Below are 17896 nucleotides of genomic sequence, written 5' to 3' on the forward strand. Positions count from 1 at the left end.
CGCGCAGCATCAATGAGATTTTGCGCAACAGCGCTGCCGCGCGTGCCACAAGCTCGGCGCCTTCGAAAGGTTTACTTCCTGATGATCCAATCCGGCCGCGGACTGGGACGCCAAAGCGATCGCTAATGTGAGATGGTGGCTGAAGAGGCTGCCCGGCTGCCGCGAGGGGGATCTTGGGGGACTACGGCAGCCGGACGATGCCGGCGTTCCCTCCCGGCGACTTGCGCCTTCGCCGCGGACCGCTTCGCTGATCAGCGGCATCGGACGGCCGGGCCCGTCAAAGCCTCCGGCGACGAGGGGCCGATGGTGGGCCTGGCTATCTGGGCAAAGGTCTCGGAGGCCGTTAGAGCCAGGATCGAGGAGCAGTCACGCGCCGGCAGTTTGTCAGGCTCAAGGGCAATGACTGGGACTGCGGCAACATCGTCTGGCTGCTCGACGTGGTCCGCAAATCGCGCGCTCGCCACCAGCGGGCTCTGTCGCAAACTGAATGGCAACTTGTTTCCGGCATGAGGGATATTCGATTTCCGGGAGTTCTCGATGTTCAAGGGCCGTCATCTTCGACCGATCAATAATCCTGCTGGTACCACGCCTACAATCTGAGCCTGCGGGATCTGGAAGAGATGATGGCCGAACGTGGCCTGCAGGTCGACCACTCCACTGTACATCACTGGGTGACACGATTTTCGCCGCAACTGCTGGAGCGCTTCAACCGACGCAAGCGTGCCGTCACCGGCAAGTGGCATATGGACGAAACCTACATCAAAGTTCGCGGCCGTTGGATGTACCTATCGCGCCATCAACAGCGTCGGCGACACGATCGAGTTCTTCTTCAGCGAGAACCGTGACCTGCCGGCCGCCAAACGCTTCCTCCGAAAGGCGCTGGAGCGCCACGGCAGACCGGATCGCATCGTCATCGACGGCAGCCAGACCAATCACGAGGCGATTGTTTTCGCCGAGGTCCTTCTCTCCGGCATCGAAATGGTTCACATGATGTGCAAGCGACAGGCGAGGTTTGCCTACAATTCACGTCCCTCGATCGCCGAGCAGTTCGAAATCCTCGCCGGCTGATCATCTGCGCGACACGTCCCGTCGTGGCCAAAATCACGATTTGCGACAGAGCCATCTCACGCTCCGCCCATATAGATGTCCATGATTTGCCGGTCGTCGCGCACGTCGCGGGGCGTTCCCTCGAAACGCTTTTCGCCGGCCGCCATGATGTAAAGCTTGTCCGCGATCGGCATCGCCTGGCGAATGTTCTGCTCCACCATCACTATTCCGATGCCGTGCGTGATGAGGGTGGTAATGCGTTCGAGCGTCTCGATCACCATGGCCGGCGATAATCCGGCGGAAGGCTCGTCGAGCAGAATGAAGCGCGGTTCCGAGACCAGTGCTCGAGCCAGCGCAAGCATAGCCTGCTCGCCGCCTGAAAGCGAACCGGCCGCAGTACGCCGCCGTCGCGCCAAAGAGGGATATTGCTCGATCAGCGCCTCGATGCGCTGCTCTACCAGCCGGCGGTCTGCGATAGCGTAGCCGCCCATGCGCAAATTCTCGATCACCGTCAGGCGCGGAAATACGCCGCCGCCCTGCGGCATCAGCACCAGCCCCTGGCGTACCACCTCATGGACGGCAAGGTTGGACAGCGTCGCGTCACCCAGTCTCGCCGTGCCGCTCCACACCGGCAGCGCGCCGGCGACGGCCTTGAGTAGGGTCGACTTGCCGCAGCCGTTCGGCCCAAAGATGCAGGTGATTTTGCCGGCCTCCGCGCTCAGCGAGACGCCATGGATGATCTCCTGCTTGCCATAGCCGGTGACAATGTTTTCGGCGGTGAGCGTGGTGCTCATTGCGGCCGCCCCAGATAGGTCTGCATTACTTCCGAATCGCGAACGATGTCGTTGAAAGAGCCGCTGGTCACGACGCGGCCCGCATCCATGACTATGATGCGGTCGCACACATTGCGCACCATCTCCATGTCGTGCTCGATGACCAGGAAGGTGATGCCACGCTCGCGCAGCTGCGCGATCGCCTCCAGGATGATCTTACGGATATTGGGATGCACCCCCGCCGTCACCTCGTCGAGCAGGATGAGCGAGGCCTCGCGCATGATGACACGCCCGAACTCCAGCAGTTTCTGCTGGCCGCCCGAAAGGTCGGAGGCGCGATTGTCGGCGACATGCTCCAGTTTGAGCAGAGCCAGCGTTCCGGCCGCCCGCTCATGCGCTCCTGGCCAGTGGCCCTGGGCGGCGGCCGCCAGAAGGTTTTCGGTGACGCTCATATTGTCGAACATGGCCGGAATCTGGAAGGTACGGGCAAGCCCCAGCCGCGCGATCGCGTGAGCTTTTCGGCCGCCGATTTCGTGACCGTCGAAGCGGATCTGGCCACGATCCGGCGTCACCGCGCCCGATACCAGGCTGAACAGTGTCGACTTGCCCGACCCGTTAGGCCCGATCAGGCCGGCGATCTCGCGCCGACCGACGTCCAGGGAGACACCGTTGACGGCCTTGATGCCGCCGAAATGGCGGTAGAGTTCGCGCACGACGAGGATAGGGTCGCCGGCTCCAGCCGTTTTGCCCTCGGTCACGCTCAACTGGGCCCTCCTTGGCCGTCGCCGACAAGCTTGCCGACCGCCTTGTCCAGCTTGGCGCCGGACTTGGCCCCACGCCTCGAAAACAGGCCGCCGATGCCGTTCGGCATGAACAGCACCACCAGCACGATGGCCGCGCCCAATATGGCGATATAGAAGGCGGTGTCGCCCCAGTACATCCAGATCATGCGGTTGACGACGAACAGCCCAACACCGCCCAGTGCCGGCCCCCACAGGCTGCCCAGTCCGCCAAGCAGCACCATCACCACCATCTGGTCGGTGATGTCGCCGCCGAAGACGCTCTTCGGATTGATGAAGGTGACCCAGTAGGCGAAGATCGCGCCGAACACCGAAGCGGTGACGGCACTGAGTACGAAGGTCTGCAGCTTGACCAGCGAAGTGTTGATGCCCATAGCCTCGGCCGCCGGCTCGTGGTCGCGCAGTGCCTTGACCTTCAGCCCGAAACGCGAGCGCTCGAACAACGCCCAGGTGATGAGGTAGGTCAGCGCAGCCGCGCCGAACATGGCGAAGTAGAAGAAGCGTTCGTCGAGAAAAGGCGGCAGCCCAATTCCGCCGATGCCGCCAGTGAAGTCCATCACCGACGCGAACTGGATGAGCACCTCGGCGAAGGCCCATGTGGCTATGGCGAAATAGGCGCCGCGCAGGCGCAGCGTCGGCGCGCCGATGATAATGGCAAACAGCGCCGTCACCACTATGCCGGCCGGGACTGTGGCGAAGAAGGGCCAGGCGAGCTTGTCGCCCATCAGCAGCGCCGTCACATAGGCGCCGAGCCCGAAGAAGGCCGAATGGCCGAAATTGATGTAACCGGCATAGCCGCCGAGTATGTTCCAGGAGCAGGCCAGCCCCGCCCACATCAGCGCGCCGGTGGCGATGCGCAGCCAGTAGTTGTTGACCAGCATCGGCAGGAGCACCAGCACAACGATCACCGCGATCAGCAGGAGGAGGCCGGTCCAGCTTTGCCTCATTTCCGGCCTCACAAACCGTGCCGCAGGATCCCGCGCGGGGACACGAGCAGGACGAGGAACAGCGTGGCGAAGATCGCCAGCAGCGAATAGCTCGATCCGACATAGGTCGCAACGAAGGCTTCGATAACACCGAGCAGCAGGGCGGCGACAAGGGCACCGCCGACGGAGCCCAAGCCGGCAAGCACAGCCACGAAGAACGCGAACAGTGTATAGCGCAGGCCGACCTCCGGATTGACGGAAAAGATTGCCCCCATCAGCACGCCGGCCATGGCGGTGATGCCTGCGTAAAGCCCATAGACATTGGCGCTGAGGCGGTGGATGTTGACGCCCATCAGCGCGGCGTTCTGCCGGTTTTCAGCCGTCGCTCGGATCGCCAACCCATAGGGGGTGCGGTAGAGGAACAGGAACAGGCTGCCGGCGATGGCGATCGCGAACACCGCCGCCGCCACGCGGATCAGCGGCACCGTCACCGGCCCGACGGCGAGGCTCTCGCCGCTCAACGCCGTCGGAACGCTGTGGGTATTGAAACCCCACGCGGTCAGCATGCCGCCGCGCAGCAGCGTGAACAGGCCGAACGTCAGCGCCAGCGCCATCAATTCCGGCCGCGCCGTGCGGCTGTTGCGGACATTGTAGAGGATCGGCCCAATCAGATAGCCGATGGTGCCGAACAGCACGAAGGCCACGGGGATCGCCAGGAATCCGTCGACGCCCAGTCCGGCGGCCATGTAGTAGCCGAGATAGCCACCCAGCACGACCCAGCCGCCCACGGCGAAGTCGATGACGTGCAGCACGCCGAAAGCGAGCTGGAATCCGATCGTAAAGGTGGCGATGACGCCGCCGATCAGAAGGCCGTTCAGCAAGGTCTGTAGGAAAAGATCCAAAGCGGGAACCATCCGTCAGTCAGGCAAACGAAAGGGCAAGGTGCCGCGGCAACGCTGCCGCACTCGATGGCATGGTCCGCCATTTTCCGAGCACGCGCAACCGTCGTAGTTCCGCCGGGCAGGGTGATGGCGACGAGGCTGCCCGCACCCTGTCCGAAACAGCCTATTTCCAGGCCGGCAGCGGGTAGGTGAGGTCTGCCGCCGCGGCCTCCTTTGGGCCCACCGCCACCGTCTTGCCGCCCTGAATCTGGATCAGCACCGGCACCGGCTGGACGTTGTCATGGTAGTGGTTGCCTTCCTTCTCGAACTTGATCGGCCCGTAGAAGGTCTGGATGTCTGTCTCGGCGATCGCATCCTTCAGCGCCACCCTGTCTTCGGCCGCGAGCGCCGGCTTCTTGCCGAGCCGCTTGACGGCATCGCCGAAAACGAGGCCGCTGGCCGCGCAGGCCGCTTCGGTATAGTCGGGCTCGTGCCCGGACTTCTTTTGCGCCATGTCGGCAAACTCCCTTGCGGTGCCGAAGACGTCGTCCTTGTAGGGAACCGATGGCAGCCACACGGAGACGCCGCAGGTGCCGTCGGCGTCCGCGGCGAGCGCCTGGGCGAAGGCCGGGTCGGTGACGCCGTAGTGCATTATCAGCGCCTTTGGCCGGAAGTTCAGCGACTTCGAGGTCTTGACGACGTTGATCAGCGGCTCCTCATGGCCACCGACGGCGACGATGTCGGGATTGAGTGCTGCGATCTTAGAGATGACCGGGGTGAGGTCGCCCGAGGCCGGCACCAATTCGTAGGCGACGACTTCCAGCCCGGCCTCCTTGGCCCCGTCGCGAAAACCTTCGCCGGTCTCCTTCGAGAAAGGCTCGTTGACGCCGATCACCGCAATCGTCTTGGCTGTGGGGTTGGACAGTTTCGCCAGCACGGCCAGCGACTTACCCGCAGTGGTGTCCACGGCTGGGATGATGCCGAAGTTGAATTCCGGCTTGGCCTTCCAAACGTTCGGCGATTCCGCAGACCCAGAAATCATCGGCACCTGGTATTTCTGGCAGATCGGCTGCACAGCGATGGTCGAACCGCTGGTGTAGGGGCCGAACAGCACGTCGACCTCATTCTGCACGATCAGACGCTCGGCGGCGTCGGCGCCGGTCGCCGGGTTGCTCTGGTCGTCACCGTAGAACATGTCGACCTTGAAACGCTCGCCGGCGACCTCGACGCCGCCCTTGGCGTTAATGGCCTCCGCCCACAGATCGTACCCACGCTTGGTTAGGTTGCCGCCGAGGATGTTCTCACCCGACAGTGAGGTGATAACGCCGGCCTTGAAGGTGGTGGCCTGCGCGCGTGCCGTTCGCACGAACGGCATCCCCAACGTACCGGCCGTGAAGACGACGGCGCTGCCACCGAGGAACCGACGGCGCGAAAGATCTTTGCTTTCCTTGGACATCGTTCAACTCCCTTTGCCCGATTATCAGATTGGAAACGGACGATATGCTTAGTCATACCACGTTTCGGCGCGGTCTATTCGGACGGTCCTGGCATCGCAACCCCATACTTCAGCCAAGCGAAGGCGACGGTAGAGGGGATTGTCTGGGCTGAATCAACATGCCGCCGCCATTGTCACTACTCCAACTACCGAGCAAGCCGGCCAAGTGCCCCTTTGCGGCGAACAGACGCTGGTCCTGCTTAGCTCAAGCCTCTTATCTTTTCGGCTCGCTTCACCCGGCGGCAAAGGGCAACGCGACGAATATCTGCTGATCGCCGCGATCGATCAGCAGCAGTACCGACTTCTTGCCAGCCTTGCCGGCCTCGGCGATTGCCTGATTTGCCTGTCTGGCGCTCTTCACCGGAGTCTGATCGATACCGACGATGACGTCGCCCGGCTGGATGCCTGCCGCCGAGGCTGCTTTGTCTGGACTGACGCGCTCAACCACGGCGCCGTGCTGACTGTCGGAGAGGTTGAGTTCCTGGCGGATGTTGGGCGTGATGTCGGTTAGGCCGAGGCCGAGCGACGGCACGCCCAGGCCCTGTCCGGCTGACGGCTTGCCCTGCCCGCCGGTGGAGGCGGTCTGCGTATTCTCGGTGTTGCGTCCGACATCGGTCGAGATTTGGATCGTCTTGCCTTTGCGCCAAATGTTGACCGTCTCCTTGGTGCCTGGCGCAACATCGGCGACGGCGCGCGACAGGTCCTTCGGATCCTTGATCTGCTGGCCGCCAAAGCCTGTGATCACATCGCCGACGTCAATGCCCGCCTTGGCCGCCGGCGAGCCCTGCGTGACTGACGAAACCAAGGCTCCGGCTGGGTGATCGAGGCCAATGGCGCCGGCGACATCCGGTGTGACCGGCTGAATCTGCACACCAAGATAGCCGTATTCGATGTTGCCGCCCTGCTCCAGCTTGGCGACGACTTTCTGTGCCTGATCCGACGGGATGGCAAAGCCGACTCCCACGCTGCCGCCATTGGGCGAGTAGATCGCGGTGTTGATGCCTATCACATCGCCATGGATGTCGACCAGCGGGCCGCCCGAATTGCCGTGATTGATCGGCGCGTCGATCTGGATGAAATCGTCGAACGGTCCGCTGTGGAGATCGCGGCCGCGCGCCGAGACGATGCCGGCGGTGACGGTGGTGCCGATGCCGAACGGATTGCCGATCGCCAGCACCTGATCGCCGGTCATCAGCTTGTTGGAATCGCCCCATTTGACCGTCGGCAGCGGCTTGTCGGCCTTGACCTTGAGCACGGCGAGATCGTTCTTGGCGTCGTGGCCGACGAGCTTGGCAGGAAGTTCGGTGCCGTCATCGAGCGTCACCTTGATCGAGCTCGCGCCGTCGATGACATGGTTGTCGGTGACGATGGTACCATCGGTATTGATGATGAAGCCGGAGCCGAGCGCCTCGGCGCGCTGTCCCTGCTGCTGCGGCGGCGTCTTCGGCATCGGGAGGCCCTGGTCGCCGAAAAACTGCTGGAAATACTCGTTGAAGGGCGAATTGCCGCCAAAGGGCGAGGCTTCGCCCATGGCCTTGCGGTGGCCCTCCATGACGGTCGTGATGGTGACGACCGCGGGCTTGGTGACCGCAACAATCGGGGCGAACGAGCCGCTCGGAGCTGTAGTCCCGGCGACAGGTGTCTGGGTCGTCGCGGCCACGGTGCTGAGGCCGGAATTGCTTTGGGCGAAGGAGACGACGACGGGCCAAATGGTCAGCGCAGCGCTCAGCAGGGCGGCGACGCGATGTCTGCGAAGAATGCTCATAGGTGACATGGTCGTTCTGTCCGGGCGAGAGCTGATCGGCGCCGTGGGTGGTTCTCAAGGGACGCCCGTCGGCGTGTCGAGGGCGGGATTGCCTGTCTCGCCATACATGGCAGCCGGCCGTCTCGACACCAAAGCATCTAGGACGCCGAAGGGCCCGAAACAGGGGCCTCGAGATGGCCTTACAAACATTTAATTCAGAAAGCGCTTACGGACCGATCTGTCCGGCAGGGGCCGAAAAGGCCGTCACGATAATCGTACCCTCCCGACTATGCTCTCCGGAAGGGCAATCGCCAGCGCTAAAGCGGTTCTCTGGCTGTTTCCAGGCGTCGAAGCGCCCAATGGGGAAATCGCGCTGACAGAGCAGAGCGTATCAGAAATGATAGTTGATGCCTACCCGAACCGTATCAAACTTGATGGGGTCGGTCGAAGGGAGGCCAACAGAGTCGAAGCTTGGCTTGCCGAGGTCGACATGCAGATATTCAGCCTTGAACGATATCTGCTGGGTCATGGCCCACTCGACACCTGCGCCGGCACTCCAGCCCCAGCGTGTGTCGCTGTAGCTGCACGTCGGAGTAAATCCGCACGCGCCGAGATCGGCCGATCCCTTGACATGGCCGACTGCGAAGCCCCCGGTCGCGTACGGCAGAAAGTTCTCGAAAGCATAGCCGACACGCGCACGACCGGTGCCGAACCAGCTCACCTTGGCTGTACAGCCTTCAATAAAGCAGGGGGCGTTAGGAAACGGAGCCAACACGTCACCGTCGACGTTCGCATAGGATACATCGCCTTCGAGGCCGAAGATGAATTGGCCCATCTGCCAGTTGTAGCCCCCGGTCAGGCCCCCGACGAAGCCATTGACGTCAAAATCGACGGTCGAGCCAATATAGTGGTACTTATCCTTGTTCCACCCATATCCGGCCACGGCACCGATGTAAGCTCCCGACCAATTAATGCTCGCGGCGGGCTCGGCCGCAACTACATCCGCAGCCAGCGCGGAACCGGTGATTAGCGACAGCAAGGCAGCTAATAGGATGGAGAGCGAGCGCATTGAAAACCCCAGTTGAAAGCCCCACTCTCAGCTTATCAGCATCTGCTGATGTTCAGTGTCTCTTTTGTGCAACATCATTCTGGATTTCGAGCAGCGGGCAATAAGGTTCTATTCACCTATAGCGGTCAGGCGCTCGGGCAGCAGCCTGAAGGTCAAAGTGGTCGCCGATGGCGGCAAGGAAACAAACCTCGCTTGTCGCTGAAGGGCTTCGGAAGTGCGCTCGACAGGACCACGGCGTTGTTGCGATAGCGTTTAGTTCCCATACCGCTGCTCCAGCGCGTTGGCAATTTGTTCGCACAGCATCTCGCCGATGGTGATGGTCATGTGGAGACGAAGGCGTGCGCCGTGCGAATCCGTCCGGTATGATCTCCCACGGGTTTCTCCTCCAATCCCGAATTAATCCGGGGCCTCGCAAAGCGGGATTTTTCTGGCCCGCCACGCGCCACCATCTTCACGACCGGCAGTCGATAGTCGTTGACAACGTTCTGTCCCAGCCGAGCTGCCCGCCAACACTTGCAACGATCGTACCACCTTCAGCAGGCGTTATGCATGGCGCCGTGGTCGAGCCCCAGGCGGGCGCCAAGCGCCTCCATGTCGATCTGGGTGGAGAAATTGCACATGGGATGGCCGCACGTGACGTCACCTTTAACCACCTTGATTGACGGGCAGATAACGTTGCGTTAACTATCTATTAGCTATGGCTAAAAAGGGAGTTCCTAATGAAAATCGCTCTCGTTTGCGCGGCGCTTGTCCTTACCGTGTCGAGTGCCGCCCTGGCGCACGAAAAGAAGAAAGCAACCGTCACTGTCAACGCGTGTGCTGGTCTGTCGATCAAGGCCGCCAAGGCAGCAAAACTGGACTGTGGTGCAACTGGCACTGTTGCAACGCCGCACACTCACACAAAAGCCAATCCAGAGCCGCGCCTCGGGTATGACACGAACCCTTTTCCAGCCTCTTTCGGGCTTTAGAAGAAATACGTCCGGGCACCTGAGCAGCCCCGGGCCACTGACCAAGACGCCGTCTCGATCAAGCAGTTCATCAAGCGAACCGCTGGAACTCGCCGCGGTTCCTGCTCGGCGAGTCCTACGGCACGGCCCGCAGCTGCGTGCTCGCCTGGCTGCTGCACGAGGACGGCCTCGACCTCAATGGCATCGCGCTGCAGTCTAGCGTGCTCGACTATCCCGCCAATTTCTCCAACGCCGTCGGCTTGATGCCAACCTTTGCCGCCGACGCTTGGTTTCACAAGAAGACCGGCATCGAGCCCCCGCCGCCGGACCTTGCTTCCTTTATGGGGACCGTGACGCAATTCGCGCAGGGTCCCTATGCCCAGGCGCTTAAGGCTTTCCCGAAGGCGGATCCAACGGCAGAGGAGACGCTGAGCCGCTATCTAGGCCTTCCCGCCAATATGCTCGAGGCCTGGCGGCTGAACGTGGAGGCTGCCGACCGGCTCGGCCATTCCGCCTTCCTGATAGAGCTTCTGCAGGATCAGGGGCTGGCACTGGGCGCCTATGATGGGCGGGTGACGGGCATCGACACGGGGATCGCGGCCATCGTTTCGCCTGATGGCGGTATGAACGATCCGACCATGGTGGCCGTGCCGGAGTGGAGGGCGGCGTGACCCGGAGACCGACGTTGCCTGAGCCTCACGCCGCCCTTGCGGGTTCCGTGAGGTCCGCCGCGTAACGAGATTTGTAGGATTTCGCGGCACCGGTCAACGACGTCGTCCTGAAAAAAGTAAGGCTTCGGCGAACCAGGGCTTTTTGATCCTTTTCCTCACGGAGGAGGCGGCTTTTTGACCTTAAGGAACTGTCACTGAACGAAGCCGGCCGGACCATTTCTTCGAGCGCACGAGTAGCGAATGTGCTGCCTCGTAGAGGGCGGTGCGGGCGAGTTCGTCGCCGCAACGGTTGAGCTTGCCCTGAATGTCGGTTTCACCGGACTGGTATCGCGCTGGCGTCAGGCCCAGATGCGCTCCCACTGCCCGCGAGGAGCCGAACCGCTCCGGCCGGTCGATCGTGGCGCGGAGACGGAGCCGTCCGGCTGGATTTCAGCCGTCGCTCTGAACTTCGTCCATTTCGTCGTTGCCTTGCCAGGAGAAAGCGACATGATTGCTGTCGGCCCCGCCGAAGATTTGCCCGGTGACGCAGCCGAAGGCAAATTCGCCAGATCCATCTGCCGCGAACTCGATGTAGGCGGGCTCCATCATGTCGGCATAGTCCTCGACATACGCATTTCTACAATCCGCCAGCGGCCTGAGATGCTCATGCCGGCGCCGCCAGAAGGTTGGGCAAGCGGACCAGATTGTATGCCGCCAGATTCAGGGTGAAGGCCGCGCCCACACGGGCGCATCCTCGCAGCTTGACCTTGGCCATGCCGGCGGACGACTTGATCCAACCGAACACTTCCTCGATCCGCTTGCGGCGGCGCTGGCTGACCGCATAGCCCCGGTGTGACAGCGCGTGCGACCATCGATCGGCGTCACGCGAGGCTTGCCGTTTTTGCTCAGATGGCCATTGACGGCGATATGCGGCGTGAGCTTGCGCTCGCGCAGGTCCTTGACGAACTGGCGCACATCATAGGACGCGCCCGAAAATACGTTTATTTCAATGCCTTACGGAAGTTCCATAAGATAGATTCTGCGACTTTCTGTTGTACGAGCAAAGTTAAAATGTCCCACTTCTGCAAAGCAGGAATGTCGCTCCTGCTTGTGCGCTGCCAATCTCTCCCCCTTCGACGGTGCGGGAGATTGCAACTTGGGACTTGTTCTGATGAGCGAACGCGAGCTGAAGCGTATCGAGGTTTTGTCGAAGGTCATTGAACGACGCATCTCCACTGCGTCGGGCGCGAAGATCCTGGGACTCACGGTCCGCCAGACCCAACGATTATTAGGACATTGCAAGACGACGGTGCCGCGGCTCTCCGGCACAAGGCGCGCGGCAGATGTTCGAACAATCGCATCATCGATAACGTTCGCGACTTTGTCCTGGAGCTCATCCGCGAACACTATGTCGACTTTGGTCCGACGCTTGTCCGCGAGAAGCTGCTCGAGCGACACCAGATAGCGGTCAGCAAAGAGACGCTGCGCAAATGGATGACCGAAGCCGCCATTTGGACATCGCGACGTGAGCGCAAGCGCCAGATTCATCAACCGCGTGGCAGGCGAGATTGCTTCGGCGAGTTGGTTCAGATCGACGGATCGCACCATTGGTGGTTCGAGAGCCGGGGGCCAAAGTGCGCCCTGCTCGTCTACATCGATGACGCCACCGGCAAGCTGCTGCATCTGCGCTTTGCCGGTTCCGAGAACACGTTCGACTATCTGATCGCCACCAAGGCGTATTTGCAGGAATGGGGCAAGCCGATCTCCTTCTACAGCGACAAGCATGGCGTGTTTCGCACGACGCATGGTTCGGAGAAGGATCGAACGACTGGCCTGACGCAGTTCGGTCGCGCGCTCTACGAACTGAACATCGACATCATCTGCGCCAACAGCCCGCAGGCCAAGGGCCGCGTCGAGCGCGCCAATCAGACGCTGCAGGACCGGCTTGTGAAGGAGCTGCGCCTGCGCGGCATCAGCACGATCGAGGCGGCCAATGCCTATGCGGCCGAGTTCGCCGCCGATTTCAATGCCCGTTTCGGCAAGGAACCACGCAATCCGAAGGACATGCATCGCCCCCTTGCCGATCATGAGAATCTGGATAGTGCGATGTGCCGCAAGGAGATGCGGACTCTGTCCCAGGCTTTGACACTGCGCTACGACAAGGTGCTGTTCATTCTCGATCCGAGCGTCTTCGCTAAGCGCCTGGCCGGTAAGAAGGTCGTCGTCTGCGACTATCCCGATGGCCGCCTCGAGATCATGGAGGGCAGCACCTCCCTACCCTATAGAACTTTTGACAAGCTGCGCTCGGTACACAGATCGGAGATCGTCGAGAACAAACGCCTGGATGAAGCGCTTGCAATGGTGGCCGAGATGCAGGCCGGCCGTGAGCTGACACGCAGCCAACACGGACCGCGGCGCACAGGCCAGGCGAACCACTTGTTCGGCATTCCCGATGGCAGCCAGAGCAATGGCTACCAGAAGCGTGGCCGCAAGCCTGGTCGACGGACGGATTTCATGAACGATCCCGCCGTAATCGCCCGGCGGGAACAGGCGCTGACGAGGCTGGAAGCTGCGGAATGAGATGTCGTGACCAGATCATCAGCGACATTGCGCCAGGCTCGTCGGACGCTGCCCTTCGCATCCATGTCGTTGGCAGGCTCTCAAAGCTAAAGCCGAAGAAGCCACGATTGATCGCCCCCGATCGGGCTGCGCAACCCGGACCAGCTTACGCCCGATCGGGCGCTCATGTCGGCGCCAGGAAGTGCGTCACTGTCGCATTTCTAACTTGCTGCACCCTGCCCCTTTGGAACGGCCAATGCGACATTTCTACTTTGCAGAGCGAGCGACATTTCTACATCGCCGCCACATCTGTTGTAGCCGCAAAGTAAGTCAGACTATCCAAGCTCGGATGTAAGCCCATACGTGACCGCCGAGGCGCTTGTAGAAGAGCACGCGGATGACGCAAGTCGTAATAGCCAATCTGACGATGGAAACGACGACGAGAACAGCGACGAATAGGAACGGTCGTGTCTCGTCGCGCCTAGTTCCGGGGCAGTTTGTGGATTTCCAGCCGGACCGGCCCGCCACGATCGCAACTCGTGCAGAGAAGCGCTCGCTCAACCGTGCTGAATAGCGCGTCCTTGCCGTATCGGCGGATCAGCGCCGCCGCCTTCACCTCGGCGTGATGGGAGCAATTCTTGCACCACGCCCGCAGCTTATGCCATTCGCGCAGATCCCCGAGCGCGACGTCGAGACCGGCGTGAATGCTGCCATCGATAATCGTCTGTGGCGGGATTTTCACATCGCCAGGCGTGATGATCTTTTCCATGACGTGGCGGCTGTTGAAGTGGATTAGCAGCATGCCCGGCCGGCGCCGGATCGCTGCCTGCCAAGCCGCCTGGCTGACCATCGCGTCCGGCGATCGAGATATTGTTTCGAGGTGGGTCTTTTCCTCTCGGTCCCATACCTCGATCGGAAATTGTCTTCGGCCGTGTCTGCCATTCAGGATCGCGCCCTATGCCATCCGCGAGAGAAGCCGTTAGAAATTGCCACGCGCGACAGCGCGAGCTCACGTTCGAGTTCCACGTTCCTGGCCAGAACATTCTGCAGCGCAATCACGGGATCACCGCCGGCCGCAGCGATCGCCTGCTGCGCCGCCATTTCAAATTCCGACATAGCTTCGCCACTCGCCGCGTTCTGGCGCTTTCGCATAGCCTTTCCTGCTCAGATCGCCTTGAGGAATAAGGAACATATTCCCAATTATATACTTGACATAGCTGGCCCCTTGGAGGATAAAAGAATCCAAGGAGTTAGACCGATGAACCTTACCGCAACCATGTTCCACGACAACGATGCAGCCCGCGAGCATCTTGAAGCTATCCGCTGGGCAGATGGCGTCTATTGTCCCCATTGCGGCAATACGGACGGCGAGACGATCCACAAGCTTGCCGGCAAGTCCACGCGTCCCGGTCTGTTTCAGTGCAACGCCTGCCGCGAGCATTTCACCGTCACCGTTGGAACCGTCATGGAACGGTCGAAAATCCCGCTCTGCAAATGGGTTCTGGGCTTTCATCTCTATGCTTCGTCCAAGAAAGGCATGTCCGCGCACCAGCTGCACCGTATGCTTGGCGTCACCTACAAGACCGCTTGGTTCATGGCGCACCGCATCCGCGAAGCGATGGCGGAAGACGTTAAGTCATCTGGCCCGCTCGGCGGCGAAGGCAAGGTCGTGGAAGCCGACGAGACCTATTTCGGACCGAAGGACACGATCAAGAAGCGCACCATTCGCGGCAAGCCGTCCAACTCGTCCAAGCGTTCTATCGTGGCGCTGGTCGAGCGCGGCGGCTCGGTTCGTTCCTTCCATGTCGAGCGCGCCACTAAGGCGTCTGTGCGCGACGTGCTGGTCCGCAATGCCGACCGCAAATCGACGCTCATGACCGACGAGTCCAACTTCTACACGTTCACCGGCAAAGAGTTCGCGGACCACGCGACCGTCAAGCACACTGGCGGCGAATACGTTCGCTACGAAGCCGACCGCGTGGTCCACACCAACACGATTGAGAACGTGTTCTCAGTCTTCAAGCGCGGCATGGTTGGCGTCTATCAGCATTGCGGCGAAAGCCACTTGCACCGCTACCTCGCCGAGTTCGATTTCCGCTACAATCGCCGCGCTGCTCTTGGCATTACCGACAGCGAGCGCTCAGACGCCTTGATCCGTGGCACGACTGGAAAGCGGCTCACCTATCGACAGCCTGACGAAACCAGTCACGCCTAAGCAGTTGGCGATGGCGTTCAGGCGCTGGCGGGCAAAGAAAAAGGGAGCGTAGGAGCGCTCCCTTTTTGGTGGGGCGTAAGGGACTCGAACCCTTTACCTTCGGATGCGATTCCGATGCTCTATCCAGATGAGCTAACGCAAAGTTCATCTGGCAATGCAGACTTACGATTGCAAGTGCTACGAGCGCTTTTCGTGCACGGATTGACTCTTCTTGTCCTTTAGCTTTCCCTTCGTCTCGTGCTTGGACGGAGGGGTTTTCAATGCGCGCCGCAAGGCATTGTCGCGTCGAAGTTTGGTCTCTTGTTCGCTCAGTTCGCAATCTTGGTTAGACCCATCTTGCATCGGGCTAGCTCCAGTTGGATTCGTAAAACATTGCCGCAAATATGATCGCAGATGAGACCAACGACAAGCTCCCTCCTGGTGGGCCAACGATTAAACGGTATCCGCCTTTCAACCGGTGCATCTATTGCGGCTCCACCAGCGGTCTAAGTGATGAGCACATAGTGCCATATGGTCTCGGCGGAACGTACATTTTGCCCGATGCCAGTTGCACCCGGTGCGCAAAAATAACTGGTTGGGTAGAGCGCCAGTGCCTACGGACGATGCTTGGCGATTTGCGTGCGGTAAGGAAGACAAAGCGGCGGAAGCGGCGGCCCAAAGATCAATACAAACCGCGACCGATGTTCGCCAACGTTGACGGGTCTTTCAGACCATACAACGCACCCGAACCGCACCAGCGGTTGAGCGTGACCGCTCTGCCGGCGTTCCGAGAGCCAACTGTTCTCAATGGCATTACTAAACTCAAACAGTCTGTGATCGGCGCCGTTTGGATGAACGCGGCTTTGGGTAAGGACGCTGGAAAAGTAATCAAGGCTGCGTTTCGGCCTGACATCACTCGGGTTCATTCCATCGCCAGTTTTCACCCGACCTATTTCGCAAGGATGTTGGCGAAGATTGGATACGCATTTGCCATTGCCGAAGCCAGTGGTCGCTTCAAGCCGTTTATCGCGCGACAAATAATCGGTGATGAACCTTGGCTCGCCGGGCATTTGGTCGGTGGCGATCCAAACCCAGTAGCAAAGAGCAAACATGAAACCGAGGTCGGCTTATTGCGGGTGCGCGGCGTAATGGGGGTCGAATATCTGATGGCTCGCATCCGCCTTTTTGGCGATCTAGGAGCGCCCGTCTATTTTGTCGTGGTTGGCGAGTTGTAGGGCCACCGCCTTCGCACATGCGCGGTAATACTCGCGTTCGAAATCGGTCAGAGCATCCCACCCGATATCGCCATGAGTGGACGGATCAAGATGTTCCATCTTATCAAACAACGCCCGCGCAGCCTTATCGAGGCTGTTCGGTGGAAGTATCTCAGCTTCGGTTGGCCTCCCGGCCAATTCGTAGGTCATAGGAACTAAGTTCCGTTACATGCCGGCCTGTCCCTCGAATCATTAGCAGCGGAAAGTCGCTATGTCACGTATATAATTAGGAACATATTCCTAATTATATACTTGACAAAAGTGACCCTTGGAGGATAACGAATCCAAGGAGTTACACCAATGACCGACCTTCAAAACCCGATTTTCCATGACGAAGACAAAGCTCGCGAAGCCCTAGAGGCTGTCCGTTGGCCGAATGGTCCCTATTGCCCGCATTGCGGCAATGCGAACCCAGATAAGATCGCGCTGATCGAAGGCAAGAAGCAGTCGCACCGTCCGGGCCTTCGCTATTGCAACGAATGCAAAGGCCAGTTCACCGTCACTGTCGGCACCGTGTTCGAGCGCTCCAAAATCCCGCTGTCCAAGTGGTGGCTGGCAACGCATCTGCTTGGCGCGTCCAAGAAAGGCATGTCCGCGCACCAGCTGCACCGTATGCTTGGCGTCACCTACAAGACCGCTTGGTTCATGGCGCACCGCATCCGCGAAGCCATGAAGGAAGATGTTGCATCGTCCGGCCCGCTTGGTGGCGAAGGCAAGACCGTTGAAGCCGACGAAACCTATATCGGCAAGCGTGAGACGCCGCGCGTGCAGCGCAAGGGTCATCCCTACACCAAGAAGGGCAAGGGCGGCGGCGCACAGAAGCGCATTGTGGTCGGTCTGGTCGAACGTGGCGGCAAGGCTCGCATGTTCCACCTTAACGACGCCACGGCCTCTACCGTGCGCGACGTGCTTGTCCGCAACGTGTCGCGTGACACGACGCTCTATACCGACTCGTCGCGCCTCTACACCCGCACTGGCGAGGAATACGCATCGCACAAGACGACCAATCACGCCGCTGGTGAATACGTTCGCTATGAGGACGGCGTGTCGATCCATTCCAATACTATCGAAGGCGTGTTCTCAGTGTTCAAGCGCGGCATGGTCGGCGTCTATCAGCATTGCGGCGAGGCTCATTTGCACCGCTACCTTGCCGAGTTCGATTTCCGTTACAATCGCCGCACTAAGCTTGGCTTCACCGACAAGATGCGCGTTGACGCCATCATGGAAGGCATCGAAGGCAAGCGCCTCACCTACCGAAGTGCTCACTAAGGCAAAGACGCCGAAGCAGAAGGCGCGAAGGCTCATTAACCTCAGACGCAAGAAGTGAGGCATATGGGCAGAAAGGCGTGTTCGGTTCCGTCTGCCATTGCACAAACCAGCCTACCTGGTTCCTTGTCGACTACCAACATGGGCGGGCTTCCACTGTTGAGCCCGACCTTATCACCGATGCGGAAGGCACCACATGTAGTGCCAATGTTCCAATTTGGTTCTGGTTTTTGCGGCATATATTGTGTGTCCATCGACTCTTGGTCGAATT

Annotated in this window: 15 protein-coding genes and 4 pseudogenes; 7 read left to right on the top strand and 12 right to left on the bottom strand. The window is 60.4% G+C overall.

The window, feature by feature from the left end; genetic code table 11:
- Window positions 1–537: 537 nt before the first annotated feature.
- Window positions 538–1068: pseudogene (locus LB543_RS24115) on the top strand (IS6 family transposase).
- 56 nt (window positions 1069–1124) lie between these two features.
- Here the strand turns inward: LB543_RS24115 and LB543_RS24120 are convergent.
- The 7 genes from LB543_RS24120 to LB543_RS24150 all read right to left on the bottom strand — a co-directional run bounded on the left by LB543_RS24120 (window position 1125) and on the right by LB543_RS24150 (window position 8735).
- Window positions 1125–1841 carry an ABC transporter ATP-binding protein gene (locus LB543_RS24120; protein WP_224615826.1) on the bottom strand — a complete coding sequence of 239 codons (717 nt, stop codon included), beginning with the start codon at window positions 1839–1841 and terminating at the stop codon, window positions 1125–1127.
- Window positions 1838–2578, bottom strand: coding sequence for an ABC transporter ATP-binding protein (locus tag LB543_RS24125; protein WP_224615935.1), 741 nt, complete (start codon window positions 2576–2578; stop codon window positions 1838–1840). The genes LB543_RS24120 and LB543_RS24125 overlap by 4 nt, the downstream gene beginning before the upstream one ends.
- A 2-nt stretch (window positions 2579–2580) precedes the next feature.
- Window positions 2581–3567 (bottom strand): branched-chain amino acid ABC transporter permease, encoded by a 987-nt coding sequence (locus tag LB543_RS24130; protein ID WP_224615828.1) that lies wholly within the window; start codon window positions 3565–3567, stop codon window positions 2581–2583.
- Between the two features lie 8 nt (window positions 3568–3575).
- The gene (locus LB543_RS24135; RefSeq protein WP_224615830.1) at window positions 3576–4448 is read right to left on the bottom strand and encodes a branched-chain amino acid ABC transporter permease; all 873 of its coding nucleotides are present in this window, start codon (window positions 4446–4448) and stop codon (window positions 3576–3578) included.
- 163 nt (window positions 4449–4611) lie between these two features.
- Entirely contained in the window at window positions 4612–5883 is a 1272-nt protein-coding gene (locus tag LB543_RS24140) for an amino acid ABC transporter substrate-binding protein (RefSeq protein WP_224615833.1), read from the bottom strand.
- A gap of 271 nt (window positions 5884–6154) precedes the next feature.
- Entirely contained in the window at window positions 6155–7696 is a 1542-nt protein-coding gene (locus tag LB543_RS24145) for a DegQ family serine endoprotease (protein WP_411908785.1), read from the bottom strand.
- Window positions 7697–8057: 361 nt separating this feature from the next.
- Window positions 8058–8735: an outer membrane protein gene (locus LB543_RS24150; protein ID WP_140812160.1), complete on the bottom strand. Its 678-nt coding sequence runs from the start codon at window positions 8733–8735 to the stop codon at window positions 8058–8060.
- Window positions 8736–9454: 719 nt separating this feature from the next.
- On the opposite strand from LB543_RS24150, the gene LB543_RS24155 reads away from it, so the two are divergent.
- Window positions 9455–9703, top strand: a complete 249-nt coding sequence (locus tag LB543_RS24155) for a hypothetical protein (protein WP_224615836.1) — start codon at window positions 9455–9457, stop codon at window positions 9701–9703.
- Between the two features lie 137 nt (window positions 9704–9840).
- Window positions 9841–10353, top strand: a complete 513-nt coding sequence (locus LB543_RS24160; RefSeq protein WP_224615838.1) for a hypothetical protein — start codon at window positions 9841–9843, stop codon at window positions 10351–10353.
- Between the two features lie 210 nt (window positions 10354–10563).
- Here LB543_RS24160 and LB543_RS24165 read toward each other — a convergent pair.
- From LB543_RS24165 to LB543_RS24175, 3 genes and pseudogenes are all read right to left on the bottom strand, one after another.
- A pseudogene (locus tag LB543_RS24165) lies at window positions 10564–10767 on the bottom strand (transposase); the annotation flags it as partial.
- Window positions 10768–10782: 15 nt separating this feature from the next.
- Window positions 10783–10941, bottom strand: coding sequence for a hypothetical protein (locus tag LB543_RS24170; protein ID WP_224615839.1), 159 nt, complete (start codon window positions 10939–10941; stop codon window positions 10783–10785).
- A gap of 55 nt (window positions 10942–10996) precedes the next feature.
- Window positions 10997–11316 (bottom strand): annotated as a pseudogene (locus LB543_RS24175) (transposase); the annotation flags it as partial.
- Window positions 11317–11503: 187 nt separating this feature from the next.
- On the opposite strand from LB543_RS24175, the pseudogene LB543_RS24180 reads away from it, so the two are divergent.
- Window positions 11504–12912, top strand: a pseudogene (locus LB543_RS24180) (ISNCY family transposase).
- A 460-nt stretch (window positions 12913–13372) separates the two neighbouring features.
- Here the strand turns inward: LB543_RS24180 and LB543_RS24185 are convergent.
- Together LB543_RS24185 and LB543_RS24190 are read right to left on the bottom strand one after the other, a co-directional pair.
- Window positions 13373–13660, bottom strand: coding sequence for a hypothetical protein (locus LB543_RS24185; RefSeq protein ID WP_224615841.1), 288 nt, complete (start codon window positions 13658–13660; stop codon window positions 13373–13375).
- A 173-nt stretch (window positions 13661–13833) separates the two neighbouring features.
- On the bottom strand, window positions 13834–14043 hold the full coding sequence (locus LB543_RS24190; protein ID WP_224615843.1) for a hypothetical protein: 210 nt from the start codon (window positions 14041–14043) through the stop codon (window positions 13834–13836).
- Window positions 14044–14149: 106 nt separating this feature from the next.
- Between LB543_RS24190 and LB543_RS24195 the strand changes: the two genes are divergently transcribed.
- The 3 genes from LB543_RS24195 to LB543_RS24210 all read left to right on the top strand — a co-directional run bounded on the left by LB543_RS24195 (window position 14150) and on the right by LB543_RS24210 (window position 17628).
- Window positions 14150–15106, top strand: a complete 957-nt coding sequence (locus tag LB543_RS24195; RefSeq protein ID WP_224615845.1) for an IS1595 family transposase — start codon at window positions 14150–14152, stop codon at window positions 15104–15106.
- A 680-nt stretch (window positions 15107–15786) separates the two neighbouring features.
- The gene (locus tag LB543_RS24205; protein WP_224615942.1) at window positions 15787–16320 is read left to right on the top strand and encodes a hypothetical protein; all 534 of its coding nucleotides are present in this window, start codon (window positions 15787–15789) and stop codon (window positions 16318–16320) included.
- A 339-nt stretch (window positions 16321–16659) separates the two neighbouring features.
- Window positions 16660–17628 (top strand): IS1595 family transposase, encoded by a 969-nt coding sequence (locus LB543_RS24210; protein WP_224615847.1) that lies wholly within the window; start codon window positions 16660–16662, stop codon window positions 17626–17628.
- Window positions 17629–17896: the final 268 nt, after the last annotated feature.

It is taken from the genome of Mesorhizobium sp. ESP7-2 (assembly GCF_020164715.1).
Taxonomy (GTDB): domain Bacteria; phylum Pseudomonadota; class Alphaproteobacteria; order Rhizobiales; family Rhizobiaceae; genus Mesorhizobium.

Bases quoted from the DNA above. Each gene is read 5' to 3' on its own strand.
- LB543_RS24205 (WP_224615942.1), top strand. From the start codon at position 15,787: ATGTTCGCCAACGTTGACGGGTCTTTCAGACCATACAACGCACCCGAA.
- LB543_RS24120 (WP_224615826.1), bottom strand. From the start codon at position 1,841: ATGAGCACCACGCTCACCGCCGAAAACATTGTCACCGGCTATGGCAAG.
- LB543_RS24195 (WP_224615845.1), top strand. From the start codon at position 14,150: ATGAACCTTACCGCAACCATGTTCCACGACAACGATGCAGCCCGCGAG.
- LB543_RS24210 (WP_224615847.1), top strand. From the start codon at position 16,660: ATGACCGACCTTCAAAACCCGATTTTCCATGACGAAGACAAAGCTCGC.
- LB543_RS24130 (WP_224615828.1), bottom strand. From the start codon at position 3,567: ATGAGGCAAAGCTGGACCGGCCTCCTCCTGCTGATCGCGGTGATCGTT.
- LB543_RS24155 (WP_224615836.1), top strand. From the start codon at position 9,455: ATGAAAATCGCTCTCGTTTGCGCGGCGCTTGTCCTTACCGTGTCGAGT.
- LB543_RS24190 (WP_224615843.1), bottom strand. From the start codon at position 14,043: ATGCGAAAGCGCCAGAACGCGGCGAGTGGCGAAGCTATGTCGGAATTT.
- LB543_RS24150 (WP_140812160.1), bottom strand. From the start codon at position 8,735: ATGCGCTCGCTCTCCATCCTATTAGCTGCCTTGCTGTCGCTAATCACC.
- LB543_RS24140 (WP_224615833.1), bottom strand. From the start codon at position 5,883: ATGTCCAAGGAAAGCAAAGATCTTTCGCGCCGTCGGTTCCTCGGTGGC.
- LB543_RS24185 (WP_224615841.1), bottom strand. From the start codon at position 13,660: ATGGAAAAGATCATCACGCCTGGCGATGTGAAAATCCCGCCACAGACG.
- LB543_RS24145 (WP_411908785.1), bottom strand. From the start codon at position 7,696: ATGTCACCTATGAGCATTCTTCGCAGACATCGCGTCGCCGCCCTGCTG.
- LB543_RS24170 (WP_224615839.1), bottom strand. From the start codon at position 10,941: ATGATGGAGCCCGCCTACATCGAGTTCGCGGCAGATGGATCTGGCGAA.